Annotated in this window: 13 protein-coding genes; 11 read left to right on the forward strand and 2 right to left on the reverse strand. The window is 40.5% G+C overall.

The window, feature by feature from the left end:
• Positions 1-10 precede the first annotated feature (10 nt).
• From FTV12_RS06030 to FTV12_RS06055, 6 genes are all read left to right on the forward strand, one after another.
• The gene (locus tag FTV12_RS06030) at positions 11-862 is read left to right on the forward strand and encodes a hypothetical protein (protein WP_179992175.1); all 852 of its coding nucleotides are present in this window, start codon (positions 11-13) and stop codon (positions 860-862) included.
• 450 nt (positions 863-1,312) lie between these two features.
• A complete protein-coding gene (gene gltB, locus FTV12_RS06035) occupies positions 1,313-5,788 on the forward strand; it encodes a glutamate synthase large subunit (protein ID WP_180033730.1) in 4,476 nt (1,491 codons plus the stop codon).
• 72 nt (positions 5,789-5,860) lie between these two features.
• Positions 5,861-7,282, forward strand: coding sequence for an FAD-dependent oxidoreductase (locus tag FTV12_RS06040; RefSeq protein ID WP_004787110.1), 1,422 nt, complete (start codon positions 5,861-5,863; stop codon positions 7,280-7,282).
• 269 nt (positions 7,283-7,551) lie between these two features.
• Positions 7,552-8,145 (forward strand): LemA family protein, encoded by a 594-nt coding sequence (locus FTV12_RS06045; RefSeq protein ID WP_004787108.1) that lies wholly within the window; start codon positions 7,552-7,554, stop codon positions 8,143-8,145.
• A gap of 36 nt (positions 8,146-8,181) precedes the next feature.
• Positions 8,182-9,225, forward strand: a complete 1,044-nt coding sequence (locus FTV12_RS06050) for a TPM domain-containing protein (protein ID WP_180016591.1) — start codon at positions 8,182-8,184, stop codon at positions 9,223-9,225.
• A complete protein-coding gene (locus FTV12_RS06055) occupies positions 9,219-9,779 on the forward strand; it encodes a TPM domain-containing protein (RefSeq protein WP_180033732.1) in 561 nt (186 codons plus the stop codon). Before FTV12_RS06050 ends, FTV12_RS06055 begins: the two co-directional genes overlap by 7 nt.
• 444 nt (positions 9,780-10,223) lie before the next feature.
• On the opposite strand, the gene FTV12_RS06060 is transcribed toward FTV12_RS06055, so the two are convergent.
• Positions 10,224-10,544: a helix-turn-helix transcriptional regulator gene (locus FTV12_RS06060; RefSeq protein ID WP_180033734.1), complete on the reverse strand. Its 321-nt coding sequence runs from the start codon at positions 10,542-10,544 to the stop codon at positions 10,224-10,226.
• 224 nt (positions 10,545-10,768) lie between these two features.
• Positions 10,769-10,975, reverse strand: coding sequence for a helix-turn-helix domain-containing protein (locus FTV12_RS06065; RefSeq protein WP_180033736.1), 207 nt, complete (start codon positions 10,973-10,975; stop codon positions 10,769-10,771).
• A 97-nt stretch (positions 10,976-11,072) separates the two neighbouring features.
• Here FTV12_RS06065 and FTV12_RS06070 point away from each other — a divergent pair, with 97 nt between their 5' ends.
• From FTV12_RS06070 to FTV12_RS06090, 5 genes are all read left to right on the forward strand, one after another.
• Complete coding sequence (locus tag FTV12_RS06070; protein WP_180033738.1) at positions 11,073-11,555, forward strand: hypothetical protein; 483 nt, start codon at positions 11,073-11,075, stop codon at positions 11,553-11,555.
• Between the two features lie 124 nt (positions 11,556-11,679).
• On the forward strand, positions 11,680-11,874 hold the full coding sequence (locus FTV12_RS06075) for a DNA-binding protein (protein WP_086044392.1): 195 nt from the start codon (positions 11,680-11,682) through the stop codon (positions 11,872-11,874).
• A 173-nt stretch (positions 11,875-12,047) separates the two neighbouring features.
• Positions 12,048-13,475 (forward strand): site-specific integrase, encoded by a 1,428-nt coding sequence (locus tag FTV12_RS06080; protein WP_180033739.1) that lies wholly within the window; start codon positions 12,048-12,050, stop codon positions 13,473-13,475.
• On the forward strand, positions 13,472-15,409 hold the full coding sequence (locus FTV12_RS06085) for a hypothetical protein (protein WP_180033740.1): 1,938 nt from the start codon (positions 13,472-13,474) through the stop codon (positions 15,407-15,409). Before FTV12_RS06080 ends, FTV12_RS06085 begins: the two co-directional genes overlap by 4 nt.
• Positions 15,406-17,463, forward strand: a complete 2,058-nt coding sequence (locus tag FTV12_RS06090; protein ID WP_180033742.1) for a hypothetical protein — start codon at positions 15,406-15,408, stop codon at positions 17,461-17,463. The genes FTV12_RS06085 and FTV12_RS06090 overlap by 4 nt, the downstream gene beginning before the upstream one ends.

The following is a 17,463-nucleotide window of genomic DNA, read 5'->3' on the forward strand; positions in this document are numbered from 1 at the left end:
TTAAATTTTTATGACAGCATTACGTACCCCTTGGCAAAAGATTCAGCATTATTTCTGGCTGGTCTGTGGCGTATGCTGTCTATTTGCTGCCTTGGTTTTTTGGGCTATTACCGATACAGATGAAGTGGTAGAAGTAGAGAAGAAGCCGGAAACGGAAGTTGAATTACAGATTCAACCAGAAAAAGTGGCCTCAATGACCCATCTTGGTGCACTTTCTGATGAGGTTAAGCCTCTTGCTCTCAATACTCGGATTGTTGTCAATGTTAGTCATGAGCCTGAATTCCGCGGAACCAAATATATTGGTGAAGTAAAGAAACAGCATGCGATTGAGCTATTTCGTGTAGGTAATGAAGCCATTCTAAAAACCTTCCTGAAAAAGCAGCAGGATCGTAAGCCTTTTGTTTATTTAAGGCTTTCGGGTGAGAACCAGCCTGAACAATATGTATTGTTATATGGTCTGTATAAAACCGCAGCAGAAGCTCAACAGGCTTTATCAGTGCTCAATCTGAATCTGCCTAAATCCGTCCAGCCTAAAGTTGTGGCCATGCAACAATATGCCAGTCTAGTCAACAGTATGGGTTCGGAAGAACTGGCAAGTAATCAAAAACTTTATGAAATTCAGTTGAAAAATGTACCTTTACCGAAAGTCGATGAATCCGTACAGATAAGACCGAAAGCTCAACCTTCAGCACCTGTGGTCACCCCTAAAGAAAGCACCACGAGTACCACGATTGTTCGACGTGATCAGGAAGGTAATGTAGTAGATGTACAGAAATCTCAAAGTCATGTCGAAGGAAGTCCGCGCTCATCAAATGGCAATTCTCGACCTCAAGAAAACGAGATTAGTGATCCATTTAACTAGGCCGGTCTAAAATAGCGCACGGACACTTTATCTTTATTATAAATGTGCGCTTTTGGTGCAAAAAATACGCACCATAAATAATCATAATTTTCCTTTTGTAGGCTAAATCTTTGTCATTTGTGTTGTTTTGATTTTTGCTCCTTAAGTTGGCATGAAATTTGCTTTATTGGTGCATGAATTGAATTAATCTCCCTGTTTTGGCGCGAAAATGATTCGATGAATAGGCGTAATTGTCATCTTTGTTGCTTATTTTTATCTTATCCATCAGCAAAATGAATGTTATTTTTCATGCATTCCGTCTGAAAAAGGATTATGTTGAAAAGATACTCAATGATATTTTGCTCTATAAAGCTGCTTAGCTTGCCGAGTAAATCAGACAGTCACGCACAGCAGAATTTAGATTGTTTAATAGCCTATCGGGCTTAGTGAAAAGAAGGGTACGCTATGCACATGCCATCGCCTAATAATGTAGCTCCCGCTCAAGGTTTATACCAACCGGATGAGTTTAAAGATAACTGTGGTTTCGGTTTGATCGCCCATATGCAGGGTGATGCCAGTCATGATCTGGTCAAGACCGCAATTCATAGTCTAAGTTGTATGACCCACCGTGGCGGTATTGCTGCTGATGGCAAGACCGGTGATGGTTGTGGTCTATTGCTGGCAATGCCTAAAGAATTCTTCCGTGAAGAGGCCAAACGCTTAAGTGACATTACCTTAAGTGAGATTTTTGCTGTGGGTACAGTATTCCTGAATCTGGATCCAGCATTAGCCGCACATGCAAAACAAGTCCTGACGAAAGAAATTGAAGAAGAAGGCTGTCGCGTTATCGCATGGCGTGTTGTACCGACGAATAATGATGCGCTCGGTGAGATTGCAATGCAGTCTTTGCCGGCTTTTGAGCAGGTCATCGTGAACTGCCCAATCGGTGTGACTGAAGTTGAATTCAACCGTAAATTGTTCCTTGCGCGTCGTCGTGCTGAACAGCAGTTAACCAGTGATTCATACTTCTATGTGACGACCTTATGCTCAACTGTAATCAGCTATAAAGGTCTGATGATGCCAGCAGCTATTGCTGACTTCTATACTGACTTGGCTGATGAGCGTCTGGCATCACATATCGTGGTCTTCCACCAACGTTTCTCTACCAATACATTGCCACGCTGGCCATTGGCTCAGCCATTCCGTTACCTGGCACATAATGGTGAGATCAATACCATTACGGCTAACCGTAACTGGGCAATGGCGCGTACGCCTAAATTTGAAAACCCGTTACTGCCAGGTCTGACTGAGCTGAGTCCAATCGTAAACCGTACTGGTTCAGATTCATCTAGTCTGGATAATATGCTGGAAATCCTCGTGGGTGGTGGTATGGATTTGTTCCGTGCGCTACGTATGCTGGTTCCACCTGCTTGGCAGAACGTTGAAACGCTTGATGCTGATTTACGTGCATTCTATGAGTTCAACTCTAAACATATGGAAGCATGGGATGGCCCTGCTGGTTTAGTTATCCAAGACGGTCGTCATGCGATCTGTATGCTGGATCGTAACGGCTTGCGTCCGGCACGTTGGGTCATCACTAAAAATGGCTACATCACACTGGCTTCAGAAATCGGTGTATGGGGTTATGAACCTGAAGATGTCATTTCTAAAGGACGTGTAGGTCCTGGCCAAATGCTGGTGATCGATACTTATACCGGTAAAGTACTAGATACTCAGGATGTGAATAATCACCTGAAACGTATGCGTCCGTACCGTGAATGGTTACGTGAAAATGCTGTACGTCTACAAGGTAGCCCTGAGCTGGAAGAATATCTATGTGAGCGAGGCTTGAAAGGTGACAACCTGAAAGCGGCACAGAAAATGTTCATGGTAACTTTCGAAGAACGTGACCAGTTGCTGCGTCCAATCGCTGAAAGCGGTCAGGAAGCTGTAGGTTCTATGGGTGACGATACACCGATGGCGGTTCTGTCACGTCAGGTGCGTCATGTATCAGACTATTTCCGTCAGCAGTTCGCACAGGTAACAAATCCGCCAATCGATCCATTACGTGAATCGATTGTGATGTCGCTGGAAACCTGTTTAGGTCGTGAACAAAACGTTTTCGAACAGGGTCCAGAACATGCAGACCGTCTGATTATTTCAAGTCCGGTCTTGTCTAATTCAAAAATGCATCAGATCCGTACGCTAGGTCGTACAGGTTATGAGATTGCAGATATTGATCTGAACTATGCTGAAACTGAAGGTCTGGAAGCTGCGATTGCTCGTATTTGCGAAGAATCAGCGCAAGCGATTCGTGACGGCAAAACTTTACTGGTACTTTCAGACAAGAAAATCCGTGAAGGTTTCTTGCCAGCCAATGCTGTGATGGTCACTGGTGCAGTACACCATCATCTGATCAATACTGGTCTGCGTACTGATGCGAATCTGATTGTTGAAACCGGTTTCGCCCGTGATCCACATCAATTTGCCGTTCTGCTTGGCTTTGGCGCGACAGCAATTTATCCATACCTAGCATATGACGTGATCAATGATCTGGTGGCTAAAGGTGAATTGCTAGGTGATCCGGTCTATGCGCAAAACAATTTCCGTAAGGGTATTGAAAAAGGCCTGCTGAAAGTCCTGTCTAAGATGGGTATTTCAACTGTGGCTTCTTACCGTGGCGGTCAGCTGTTTGAAGCAGTCGGTTTATCCAATGAAGTTGTGAATAAATGCTTCGTAGGTGTTCCGAGCCGTATTCAGGGTGCAACTTTTGCTGATCTTGAAAATGACCAGAAACAACTGGCAGATTTGGCATGGAAAAACCGTAAGCCAATCGATCAGGGCGGTATGCTGAAATTCGTCTTCGGCAAGGAATACCATGCGTTTAACCCGGACGTGATTAACTCACTGCATAAAGCAGTACGTTCTGGTAATTATGCTGACTTTAAAGAATATGCAGAACTGGTAAATAACCGTCCGATTGCAACCATCCGTGATTTATTCAAGCTGAAAACTGACAACTCAATTCCAGTGGATCAGGTTGAGTCTGTAGAAGATATCCTGCCTCGTTTTGACTCCGCGGGTATGTCTTTGGGTGCACTATCTCCTGAAGCACATGAAGCGATTGCGATTGCTATGAACACTATCGGTGGTCGTTCTAACTCTGGTGAGGGCGGTGAAGATCCAGCGCGTTATGGCACCATCCGTAACTCGAAAATCAAACAGATTGCATCCGGACGTTTTGGTGTAACTCCAGCGTACTTAACATCAGCAGAAGTACTGCAAATTAAGGTAGCTCAAGGTGCAAAACCAGGTGAAGGTGGTCAGTTGCCAGGTGGTAAAGTGAATGGCTTGATTGCCCGTTTACGTTATTCAGTTCCGGGTGTTACTCTGATTTCACCACCACCACATCATGATATCTATTCAATCGAAGATTTATCTCAGTTGATCTTTGACTTGAAACAGGTCAATCCGCAAGCGATGGTATCGGTGAAACTGGTATCTGAACCGGGTGTGGGTACGATTGCAGCAGGTGTGGCAAAAGCTTATGCCGATTTCATTACCATTTCTGGTTATGACGGTGGTACAGCAGCATCTCCATTATCCTCGATTCACCATGCGGGTTCTCCATGGGAATTAGGTTTAAGTGAAGCGCATCAAGCACTTCGTGTAAACGACTTACGTGGCAAAGTACGCGTTCAAACTGATGGTGGTTTAAAAACTGGTCTTGACGTCGTAAAAGCCGCAATCTTGGGTGCAGAAAGCTTCGGCTTCGGTTCAACACCAATGATTGCCTTAGGTTGTAAATACCTGCGTATTTGTCACTTGAATAACTGTGCGACCGGTGTTGCAACTCAGCAGGATCATCTGCGCCAAGAGCACTACATCGGCGAACCTCAAATGCTGATCAATTTCTTCACTTTCATTGCTGAAGAAACTCGCGAATGGTTGGCGGCACTTGGCGTATCTAGCCTGAAAGACCTGATTGGTCGTACCGACTTGCTGGAAATCCTGCCAGGTGAAACTGACAAACATGCTCACCTTGACCTGAGCAAACTGCTAGAGTCACATCCAGCAGCAGAAGGTAAAGCACAGTACTGTGAAGTACAAGGTAATGAACCATTCGATAAAGGTATTCTGGCTGAGAAAATGGTAGAAGAAATTCTGCCAGCGATCGAAGCAGGTACAGGTGGTGAATACAGCTTCACAATAGGTAACTGTGACCGTTCGATTGGTGCACGTCTGTCAGGTGAAATTGCCAAACGTTATGGCAACCTGAGTATGGAAGCACATCCAGTTAAAGTAAATCTGACTGGTACAGCGGGTCAGTCACTCGGTGTCTGGAATGCCGGTGGTCTGCATCTGAAACTGGAAGGTGATGCGAACGACTACGTGGGTAAAGGTATGGCAGGTGGTCGTATCTCGATCTTCCCACCGAAAGGTTCGCCATTCCAGACTCAAAATACTGCGATCATTGGTAATACCTGTCTGTATGGTGCGACTGGTGGTAAATTGTTTGCTGCGGGTACTGCGGGTGAACGTTTTGCAGTTCGTAACTCTGGTGCCTTTGCTGTGATTGAGGGTGCAGGCGATCACTGCTGTGAATATATGACTGGCGGTATTGTGACAGTCTTGGGTAAAGTAGGTCATAACTTCGGTGCAGGTATGACCGGTGGTTTTGCTTATGTATTGGACCTGGACAATGATTTTGTAGATCATTACAACCATGAGTTGATTGAACTGAACCGTATCTCAACTGAAGCGATGGAAGAACATCAGACCTTTTTGCTTCGCATTTTAGATGAACATATTGCAGAAACAGGTAGTGCTTGGGCGTACAAGATCCGCCATGAGTTTGATTTCTATAGTCGTAAGTTCTGGCTGGTAAAACCAAAAGCAGCTAACTTATTGACCTTGTTGAAAACAACTCAAGCTGATCCACAATAATTCCACTACTGCAGATATAGGCAGACCTAAGGTAATGCGAATTAAGCTTTGGGTCTACCCACGGAGAGAGAGATGGCAGAGCGCCTAAATAATGACTTTCAATTCCTGGATGTCGCACGCCAAGATCCAGAGAAAAAAGAGATTGACGTCCGCAAAGCAGAATTTGTGGAAATTTATAAACCTTTCACAACAGAAGTGGCTGCAAATCAGTCACATCGTTGTCTAGGTTGTGGTAACCCATACTGTGAATGGAAATGTCCGGTTCATAACTACATTCCAAACTGGTTGAAGTTACTGGCAGAAGGCCGTATTTTCCAGGCAGCAGAATTGTGTCACCAAACCAATACTTTGCCAGAAGTCTGTGGTCGTGTTTGTCCCCAAGACCGTCTGTGTGAAGGTGCTTGTACCTTAAATGATGGTTTTGGTGCAGTCACCATTGGTAATGCTGAAAAATATATCAATGACACCGCTTTCGCTTTAGGCTGGCGTCCAGACATGTCTCATGTGAAATGGACTGACAAGAAAGTTGCTATCATTGGGGCAGGTCCTGCCGGTCTAGGCTGTGCTGATATTCTGGTACGTAATGGTGTTAAGCCAGTTGTATTTGATAAACGTCCTGAAATTGGTGGTCTGCTGACTTTCGGTATTCCAGAATTCAAGATGGAAAAAGACGTGATGAAACGCCGCCGTGAAATTTTCACGGGTATGGGTGTTGAATTCCGTCTGAATACTGAAATTGGTACCGATGTTACTATCGACCAGTTACTTGCTGACTATGACGCTGTCTTTATGGGTATGGGAACATACACTTATATGAAAGGTGGCTTTGCTGGTGAAGATCTGGATGGAGTGTATGATGCACTGGATTTCCTGATTGCTAACGTGAACCGTTGCCAAGGGTGGGAAAAAGATCCATCCGAATACATCAGCGTTGAAGGCAAAAAAGTGATTGTCTTGGGTGGTGGTGATACCGCGATGGACTGTAACCGTACTTCAATCCGTCAAGGTGCTGAGTCAGTAGTTTGTGCTTATCGTCGTGATGAAGCGAACATGCCGGGTTCACGTCGTGAAGTAAAAAATGCGCGTGAAGAAGGTGTGGAATTCCAGTTCAACCGTCAGCCTATCGAAATCGTGGGTGAAAATGGCAAAGTGACTGGCGTAAAAGTGGTAACGACTCAACTGGGTCAACCAGACAGCCGTGGCCGCCGTAGTCCGGAACCAATTCCAGGTTCAGAAGAAATTCTGCCTGCAGATGCAGTATTGCTGGCATTTGGTTTCCGTACCAGCCCAGCAGACTGGTTCACTGATGTAGAAATCAATCTGGATGGTTCTGGTCGCGTACTTGCAGCTGAACAGCAGCAATACAAATTCCAGACTTCGAATCCAAAAATCTTTGCTGGTGGTGATATGGTTCGCGGTTCTGACCTGGTCGTGACTGCGATCTGGGAAGGTCGTCAGGCTGCAGAAGGTATTCTCGATTACCTTGATGTTTAATCTAAGTTAATCATTTATTTAAAAAACCCGCTACGGCGGGTTTTTTATTTTTTTCATTTTACTAGTTCAGTCAGCTTAGTTCTAAGAAGTTATAGTAGATATGGATTTGAACTTATAGATATATCCAATATTAATTCGTAGCTCAGAAGCAGAACAGAAGGAATAAAAACGATAAAAGTAAAAAATTATAAAAATTAACAAAAAATGAGAAAAATATGTTTAAAATCAAATTAATTAAATAAATATCAATAAAGAATTGAGGAGAAAAGATGATTCCTGTATTAAAAAAATCTTTCATTGCTCTGATGTTAGCCAGTACCCTGACGCTTACAGGTTGTGGCTATAACACCTTACAAGTCAAGGATGAGGCAGTAACTGCGGCATGGTCTGAAGTGCAGAACCAGTATCAGCGCCGTGCTGACTTGGTGCCGAATCTGGTGAATGTGGTAAAAGGCTATGCCGCACATGAAGAGCAGGTATTGACTGAAGTGACTCAGGCACGTGCCAATGTTGCAGGTTTGAAAGTTGATCGTGAAGTGCTGGAAGATCCTGAACTGTTCCAGCGCTATCAGGAAGCACAGGCACAAATGACCAGTGCCTTGTCACGTCTACTGGCAGTAACCGAAAATTATCCTGATCTAAAAGCCAATGAGCAGTTCCGCGATTTACAGGTACAACTTGAAGGTACTGAAAACCGTATTGCGGTAGCGCGTAACCGTTATATTACGACTGTACAAGATTTTAACTCTTATGCACGTCAGTTCCCGCAGGTGATGACGGCCAAAGTCATTGGAATGGATACCAAGCCAAACTTTAGTGCAGAGCAGAGTGCGCAACAGGCACCTAAGGTTTCATTTGACTAAGCTTGATCTTGGGTAATCACTAATAAGGTGGCTGCAATGATGCATATAAGCGCTGTAAAACTTTATATAGGTCTATTTCTCAGCCTCATTATGAGCCTGATGAATCCTGCCTGGAGTGAAACAGCAACAGCAACTGATACAGAAGAAGTGATTGTTGCACGTGAAATTTTGCAGCCTAAAACGAATACTACGGATCAAAATGTAGAATCTGCAGATACAGCACCGCAGCGCCAAATTGCCAATGATATGGCAGAAGGTCAGGTTCAGCGCGACTTGCCCAGCATGAATGAGCCGGTGATTGATCAGGCAAATTTATTAACGGCAGCAGAAAAACAACAACTTAGTCAACGAATCATCAATCTTTATCAGGCAGGTAAGGCTCAGATCGGAGTAGTGATTGTCCCTACTACTGGACAGGAAGATATTTTTGACTATTCCATGCGTGTGGCAGATCGTTGGCAACTGGGATCAAAAGAACATGATAATGGTCTGTTAATGACCATTGCAGTAAATGATCATCGTATCCAGATTTTAACTGGATATGGGTTAGAAGGTGTTCTGCCAGATATTGTGGCTGGACGAATTATTAATAACAAAATTACACCTTTGTTTAAGCAGGGTCAGTATGCGCAAGGGATAGATGCCGGTCTGGCAGAAATCGAGCGTATTCTAAATCTGGATCCTGAGATTGCAGCTCAAGCAGCGGCTGAGCTTAAAGAACGTCAGGAACAGGCTTATAAAGCACAGCAAGCATCTCAAGCGACTTTTGGTTCGGTTATTTTTATTATCGTCGCTGGTGTCATTGGTTCCATGATCTTTGGCAGGAAGTTGAGTGCGGCCACTGCTGCAGTAGCGGGTACCGCAGCTGGATTAGTCAATGGCATGGGATTGGTCGCTAGCCTATTAATTGGTGCTGGAGTTTTCTTTTTGCTCGTAACCTCACTTGCTCAGTTGATCCTGCATGCTTTCATGGCAGGTGGAGGTCGTGGCGGTGGTAGTGGACGTGGTGGTTTTGGAGGCGGCGGCTTCGGTGGAGGCGGCGGTGGTTTTGGTGGGGGAGGAGCATCAGGCTCATGGTAACAACTACAGATACAACAGATATTGTCACGCAGCCTAAGCTGGAAGAGCATGCCCAACCAAGTTTTAAGCGCTGGCTTAAGCATTTCTTTTATATGCCTGCAACCAAGCGATTTTTCTCCAAGCAGGATCAGCATGCCATTGCATTAGCTGTAGAAGAAGCAGAGCATGGGCATGTGGGAGAAATTCAGGTGGTGATTGAAGGATCTTTACCTTCTCGTTCTGCTTATTACCAAGATACGCTGTGTCGAGCCCGACAACTTTTTGCTGAACTTGGGGTTTGGGATACAGAGCATAATAGTGGTGTACTTGTATATTTAAACCTCTGTGATCATAAAGTTGAAATTGTGATTGATCGGGGAATTAAACAGGCAACTGCACAAGATGTATGGGATCAGATCTGTGAAAATATTATCCAGCAATTGAAACAACAGAAGTATAAGAATGGTGTGATTTTGGGTGTTAAGCAGATTGGAGAAATTTTAAATCAATACTATGATCGAAAAATGAATGATTTAAAAAATGAATTAGGAAATAAACCCATCATGCTAGGGTGACTTTAGTCAAATAAATGACAATTTTTGTCAGTTATCTACACAAAATGAAACCTAAAAATAACAAATTGAAAAATATTTTTTTAAACTGCTGTTTTTTATTCTAAAATTATTATAATAAAACTTGGCACGTTTAGTGCTGAGTATAAAATAGCTTACAAAGCTTATAATTAAATTAACAAAACATTTGTGGAGAATGTTATGAATACAATGCAAAAGGGCTTTACGCTCATCGATACTCCATAAGTGTCCATATAAAATCAAGAATCCATAAGTTAGCTAATATGGACTTCTTCCATTTTTTAGGCATGTAAGCTCAATTAATTGAGCGTAATGAAAAAAATCAATGATCTCATCACTGAATAGGAACAGTGTAGAATTTAATTAATTAAATTAATGCTGTCATTTTTATTACCAATCTAGATCTTATTTAGTTATTTTATTTCTTTAGCTTGTTATTGCATCATGATTTGTACCAGAGGCTCTTCTACGAATTTTTCCTCTAAGTTTAAATAATTGAATTGGTGAAATTATTTGAGGGACTAATAAATTGTCCAATTGCTCAGTACAGTCCAAAGCAATGAGCAGTGCCATTAAATCCTGTACCTTTCCATCTCCCTGTTCCAAGATTTTGACTGTGTAGCGGCTAATACCTGCTGACTGCGCAACTTCTTCTTGAGTTAGATCTAAATTCAATCGTGCTCGTTTTAAACGTTCGCCTAATTCGCGACCCATAGCACTGGGCGTTGTATATGCATTAAATTTCATAGTGCTATTGCTTCAATATGGCTTAAGAATTTCCAGTTGAATTCATTTTACCATGTTTTTATTTGTGCTTATAATGATCAAAAAAATGATCATTAAGTGCTTTTTTTAGTTATTGTGGTCAAATATTTAATCATTATAAAACATAAATACAATCACCTTTAAAACATTAGATTGCTTTGTAGACTTTAAAATTTATCATAATAAAATATATAAATTTCAATATCTTAAGGTAATAAATCCTTTACGTTAACATTTAATGCTGATGCAATTTCATAAAGTTTTTCCACTGTTAAGTTAACTTCACCTCGTTCAATTCGACCTAAATAACTTCGATCAATCCCACACTGGAGTGCTAAGAATTCTTGTGTAATTCCTTGTTCTAATCTAGTAGCACGTAATAATTTTCCAATTTCCTTAGATAGTTCTGTCATTCACGATTAACTGCTCAAAAAACAGAAATATCAACAATTGAGGACTATACATCCACGGACTATAATCCTCTTTTTGTAAAACAGTGAAACTTTAAATATGTTTACGTTCTATCTTCCGCTTGCTAACCAATTTGCCAAAGTTTTAAGCGAATATGAAATTCATGAATGGGAAGCTAAATCATTTTGGGTGAAGTTTGATCATTCAAAAATGCATAACCCTGCTCAGCTCAGACAATATATGTACTCGGGTTTAAGAGTCTTATCTAAAAATGGTTTTTTAAGTTTTAAATATTCAGAAAGCAATTCTAGGGTGTATTTATATACTGAAACATCAAAGCTGAAAATGCTACGTTGTAAGATTTTAGATAAAGATTATGGGAAACTTTTGATAGAGGAGAAATACAAATTAAATAAAGAGTTGGATGAAATATGTTTGCATGATAATTTTATTTATGAGCTTATTTTAAAATATCCTCAACTTGATTTAAGACTTTCTAAAATGAAAGATGAAAATGAGTTTAAAAAACATAGTTGCGAAATTAAAATACAGTTTTTGGATAATTTAATTAAATCATTTTAGTTATTTTACATAAATAATTTTTAAAATATTATATAAATAAAACAATAATTTAACTTAAAAATTAAACTTGACCATAATTAAAAAAAATATTAATTTTCTTCAAAAATATTCAAGGTGGCTCATTATGAGTAAGTCAATCACTCAAGTTAAAGAGGAATTTTCTTCATCTGGTATTTCTATCGCCAGTTGGGCTAGAGATAATAATTTTTCTCCAGATTTGGTGTATCGGATTTTGAATAATAATCGGATTCCATTGAGAGGAAAAAGTCATGAAATTGCAGTTAAACTTGGAATGAAGGAGCACAAAGATAGCTGCTAAACAATTAATTATTTTTATTTGGCAAAAAGTATAAAAGCCCATGCGGAAACATGAGCTTTTATAGATTGTCTTGATTGGTGTCCAGACAATTCCATTTTGATGAATAGGGGCATTTTTGTCAATCCTGTCTCAAGGTGGCTTTTTGCCTGTTTTTTAATAAACAGGAGGCTCAAATGAGCACTAAACTTAAAAATGGTCAGTCACGTTACCGGTCTCAAGCGAAAGTCGTGACCCTTTCAAAATTTCAGCTATTGAAACTGGTTGAAGCAACCCGTTGTTTAAATGATGCAGAATTCGAAAAAAATGGTGATGTTTACCTTAAGTTCCCTTTAATTATTCAGGGAGATGGCAGCCCATCAGAAATTTTTAATCTGTATTTACTGAAAATATTACAGCAAACAGTGCAGTATAATTTTAAAACATTTGCTTCGATTGCTAATCAATTGATTGATTTTCAGCGCTTTTTGGAAGATGAGCAGCTAGACTGTTTAAAGTTTCATAAATTAAAACAGTTGAATGCGGTTTTTAAATATCGTACTCATCTGATTGAGCAAGTAAATGCAGGTTTAATTCCAGCCACTTCGGCACGTAGTCGAATTAATGCGGTGGTGAATTTTTATCGATTTCTTGTCATAGAAGACTTGGTTGATCATCAAAGCTATGGACTTCCATTCCAAGATGTCTACAAATATATTGCGGTAGATAATGAATTCGGTGCACGTAGACAGTTGGCAATCAAGTCACATGATCTTGCGATTCATGTCCCAGCCAAAGCTCCGAACTCTGAAGCCATTATTGATGGTGGTGAATTAAGCCCATTAACTGTTGAAGAGCAAGCTGTTGTATTAAAAGCATTGAAAAAATCATCACGTGCATATCAATTGATGTTCTATCTTGCTTTATTCACGGGCGCACGTTTGCAAACGATTTGTACTTTACGAATTAATTGTTTATTAAATCGTGAGACTGATAGTCATGGTTTCATCCGTCTGCCTGTTGGAGCGGGGACAGGTGTGGATACTAAATTTCAGAAGCCGATGACGCTTTTAATTCCGAGTTGGTTAGCGCAAGATCTTAAAATTTATATCAATAGTGAACAAGCGCGTCAGCGTAGACAGAAGTCAAACTATGGTGACTCGAATGAAAATTATGTTTTTCTCACCAAGCTTGGTACACCTTTCTATACCAGCAAAGTTGAACAGCAAGAGTTGACAGAGAAGATTAAAGCCTCTGACTCATTTGGGGTTAGGCTTAAGTTCTATGAAGGCGAAGCGGTACGCAGCTATTTAAAATGTGTGTTATTGCCTGAAATCCGCTTGATTGATCCGCAATTTCAAAGTTTCAAATTTCATGATTTACGTGCCAGTTTTGGTATGAATCTACTTGAAAGTCAGTTGAAGCACCTACCCGAAGGGCATAACCACATGACTGCGGTGGAATATGTGCAAGCTCGCATGGGTCATCGCAAGATAGCTACCACTTTACAGTATTTGAGCTATAAATCACGATTGCAATGGCGTAGTAAAATTCAACATGAGTATGAATCAAGTTTGATGAAGTATGTGATGTCTTCTGTCAATTCAGCAGGAGATTTGTCATGAATTTCACTCGTACTCTATTGTTTGTACATATAGCTGATATTAACAAACAGATTAAAGAACATGAGCGACTTGTTATCGTCTGTAAAGATAAAACAGCTTCTTTTAGTTATAAAAGATTAGATATTGGAACTCTATTTTTTCGTAAAAGAGAATTATATGAAAATATATCTGAAGATGAAATTTCTGCATCTTTTGATGAAAAAAGACGTTATTTTTTGCAGTGTTTAACGGATTATTTGCTGCAAATGAGTGGATCAGAGCTGTCGAAAGGCAGGTTCTATTCCATTATCAAAATATTTTTAGATTGGATTGATCGGCAAAAGAAAAATTTTGACTTATCGAATAAAGACAGTGTGATCGATGCGTATCGTAGCTATAGTAAATATCTTGTTGACCGCACTTTGCTTGCGGATACAGAAGAGGACAGTTTGGCTGCACACACTGCAAAGCGGTATCAGCGTAATGTAGCCAAACTAATAGCATATGTATTTGACTGTCATGAAATTGATATTGTTAGTCAAGCGATGCAAGTACAGTCTCAGCGTTATGATGTTCCTATCTTGCCGATTGCGGAGGAAGATCACCAGAAAACTTATGCGACTTTGCTTAATATATTTCTTGAAATCCACCGTATTGTTGTGCATGAAGGAAACTTTCCCGCGCACTTTAAATCGGTGGATGACGAAAACTTTTATTTTTACTCCGGCTTTCATCATCAAATTGAAAAAAAGCATATTCAATTTGATATTCAGGGTTATTTAGCCAAATATGCGGTTATTCCAGCTTTTTCCAAAATGCTGGCTGATTTTGGTCTTGCTGAGGATAGTGAATATAGAAAGCGCTTACGTGAAAACCGTAATGAAGCCCTGTATAAATTGCAGCAACGTAATGAGGATAAGCGACACATAGAGCGTGAAAGACTTGCTTCATATGGTCTTGTCATCGGCATGTTACTCTTTATCGCACAAACGGGGGCCAATTTAGATACAGCCCAGCAGTTACAACTTGATAAGATGGAAGTCTTGCCTTCAACTCAGGGACGAAGGTTCTCGGGCACGAAAAGCCGTGCCGACGGAAAGATGGTATACCCTGAATTTAGGGTAAAATTTGAACCGATTTTTAGAAAAATTTTGCAGCTTCGGGCTTGGTATCTCCAAGATGAGACCTGTGATTTCATCTTCTTACAACGTGATGAACTGCTTAAATTTGTCCCCATCGGGTACACTAAACTGCAAAATATGAAAAGGTTTTTGCAACGTATTTTTCCTAAAATGGTTTGGATTACTCCGCAGCAGTGGCGTAAACATAAAAGCAGTCAAACTGTTGAGTTAAGCAATGGTGATCTACTGCTTGAAGCCGAAGTAATGGATCACTCACTCGATACAGCAAGAAATAATTATGCACATACTTCATTTAAAGATGCGAGTCAGCAAATTTCACAGTTTTTTAATGAGCTGAGAAGGGTTGCAGTTGCAAAAACACGAATAGTTGAACGTATTGCGGTTCAAACGCTAGAGGAGACTTTTGAAACTCAGATTTTACCTGTCGGTGCTTGTACAACAACAAACCCACAGCCAGAAAAAGCGCTCGGTTTTACTGAACAAGCCCCAATACCCAATTGTCAGCAATTTGAGCACTGCCTTTTTTGTCAGCATTATGCAGTCCATGCCGATGAAGAAGATGTACGTAAGCTTTTGTCATTAAAAAGCTTATTGGGTTGCATCAAGCAAAAAGCCACAGATTTGATTAAATGGGAGTCACAATTCGGCGTGGTTCTACATCGTATTGATGAAGTACTAACTGAGTTGTCAAACGCTTATGAAACTTTAAGAGATCGCATTTTGTTGATTCAGGAAGAAGTTGAAAGTGGTGATTTAGATGCGTATTGGCTGAATCACTTTGAATTATTGATCGAATTGGGGTGGATATCATGAGTTCATTTAATTCATATTTGTATTCATTGGGTATTGCTGAACGGTTTTTACCTGATGAGTACAACTTACAGAATAATCAGCTGACTGTTCCAAATACTTTTGTATTATCGCGAATGAAGAGCGGTGAGATATTGTCAGTTTATTCAGACAATATATGGGATCTTTCTCCATATTTACCGAAGTGTCATTGTCGCCTGAGTTTTGATAGCTGGCTTAAAAATGCCAGTGAAGATGACTTTCTCTTCTGCCGAATTCGGGCAGAAATGAAAAAAATTAGTTTTGCTTTGCTTTATATAAAATCTGGCAAGTCGATTATTAAAAGTATTGAGAAGCGGCATACTGTTTTGCGTCAGTTTGCACGACTTGCATACAAAAATGGTTGTACGTTACAGCAGTTGTTTAGTGATGTTGCTTATATGTCAAAAGTAAATGATGCTTATGTTGGTGTGAGCTATCAAAAAGCCATCCATATCAAAGCATTTTTAACGGATTGTTTTGCTTTACAACAGCAATACCCATTGCTCATTCCTGCGTTTAGTACATATAAGCCAATAGAGCATTTAGCAAAGTTGGCTGTTCAACTCAGGTTGCAGTCGGGCAAAGTGGGTCCGCAAACCAAGTTGATCCCTTCACGGCTTTATATTGCTTTCATTAATGCTTTAGCGGATAAATTAAACGAGTTTAATCAAAATGCTTCAGCACTTCTGAAATGGTTTCAGCGCAAGCAGCAGGATGCAAATTTTGCTTTGATGCCGACAGAATTTAAACGTGAAAAAAATGCGGTAAGTTTTGTTGATGCTCGAGATTTACTCGGTTTAACGACACTGTTTGAAAATAATCAGATTCAAAAACATGCCAACCTCACCCGTTATATGACGTTGATTCAAGGTATGGCCAAGCTTTGGATTCATTTGTTTACAGGCATGCGAGACAATGAAGTGAATCAGCTGTCTTATGACTGCTATCAAACGGTACAGAGCAATGAGCATCTTGTGCATGTGTTAATGGGCTATACCTCAAAGTTACATGGTGGTGGTAATAAATCCACCTATTGGATCACGTTTGAGGACATTAAATTTGGCGTGAATGCAGCACAAAGCATTGGTGAAATCTACGCCCTGCTCAACCCACATTATGATATGTCTAATTCTGCTGAATACCCATTATTTCCAACACGATATTCACAAAAACATCGGCATAAAAATAATCGAAATATTAAAAATGAAACGGATTTTATTTCCAATTTTTCAGGTGCTCCGACTAGAACACAGTCCAATTTTAACGAGTATTTGAACCATATTTCGGCATTACTTGGTGATGAGTTACGCATCTGTGAAGGTGACTTGGCTGAACTGGAAGCCTTTGATGGTTTCCGAAATTGGCGAGAAGAAAAGGACTGTCAGCTGGGTGAATATTGGAATATTTGTACCCATCAATTTAGGCGCTCATTAGCTGTGTATGGTGCACGTTCAGGGATTATTGGATTAGGAACTTTATCCGTTCAATATAAGCATTTAACCGAAGCCATGACTTTGTATTATCGGGATAATGCAGTGTTTGCTCCCAACATTTTAGCCAGTGACAGTCAAAAAGAGTTTCTTCAAGAGCTGGAATATCAGCGTTTGGTACATTCTTATGAACAATTTGAGGATGGTGTAATTAATAGTGCTAGCCGTTTACTCGGCGGTGCAGGAACCTATTTGCAACTGCAAAAAGAACGTGGGCAATTGCTTAAGGTATTTCCAGATCGTGAGGAAACGATTAAACGGATGAAAAAGGGAGAAATTGCCTATAAACCTAGCCTTTTTGGGGCTTGTACCAATCCCGATTCATGCGAAAAAATTTCCTTTACTGCGATTACTAGTTGCTTGAGTTGTGCCCATGCGGTGTTTGATACTGGCAGCGCAGAGAAGATGCAAAAAGCAGTACAACGATTACAACGAGCAAGAAATAAACAAGCACCAAGCAGTTTACTGTACGGTCAAATGAACAGCGAGATTATGACTTTAAACAAGACTATTCAAAAAATTCAAACGATCAATATTGAGGTTTAA

Origin of the sequence: Acinetobacter sp. YH12233, from assembly GCF_013417725.1 — a bacterium.
Lineage (GTDB): Bacteria > Pseudomonadota > Gammaproteobacteria > Pseudomonadales > Moraxellaceae > Acinetobacter.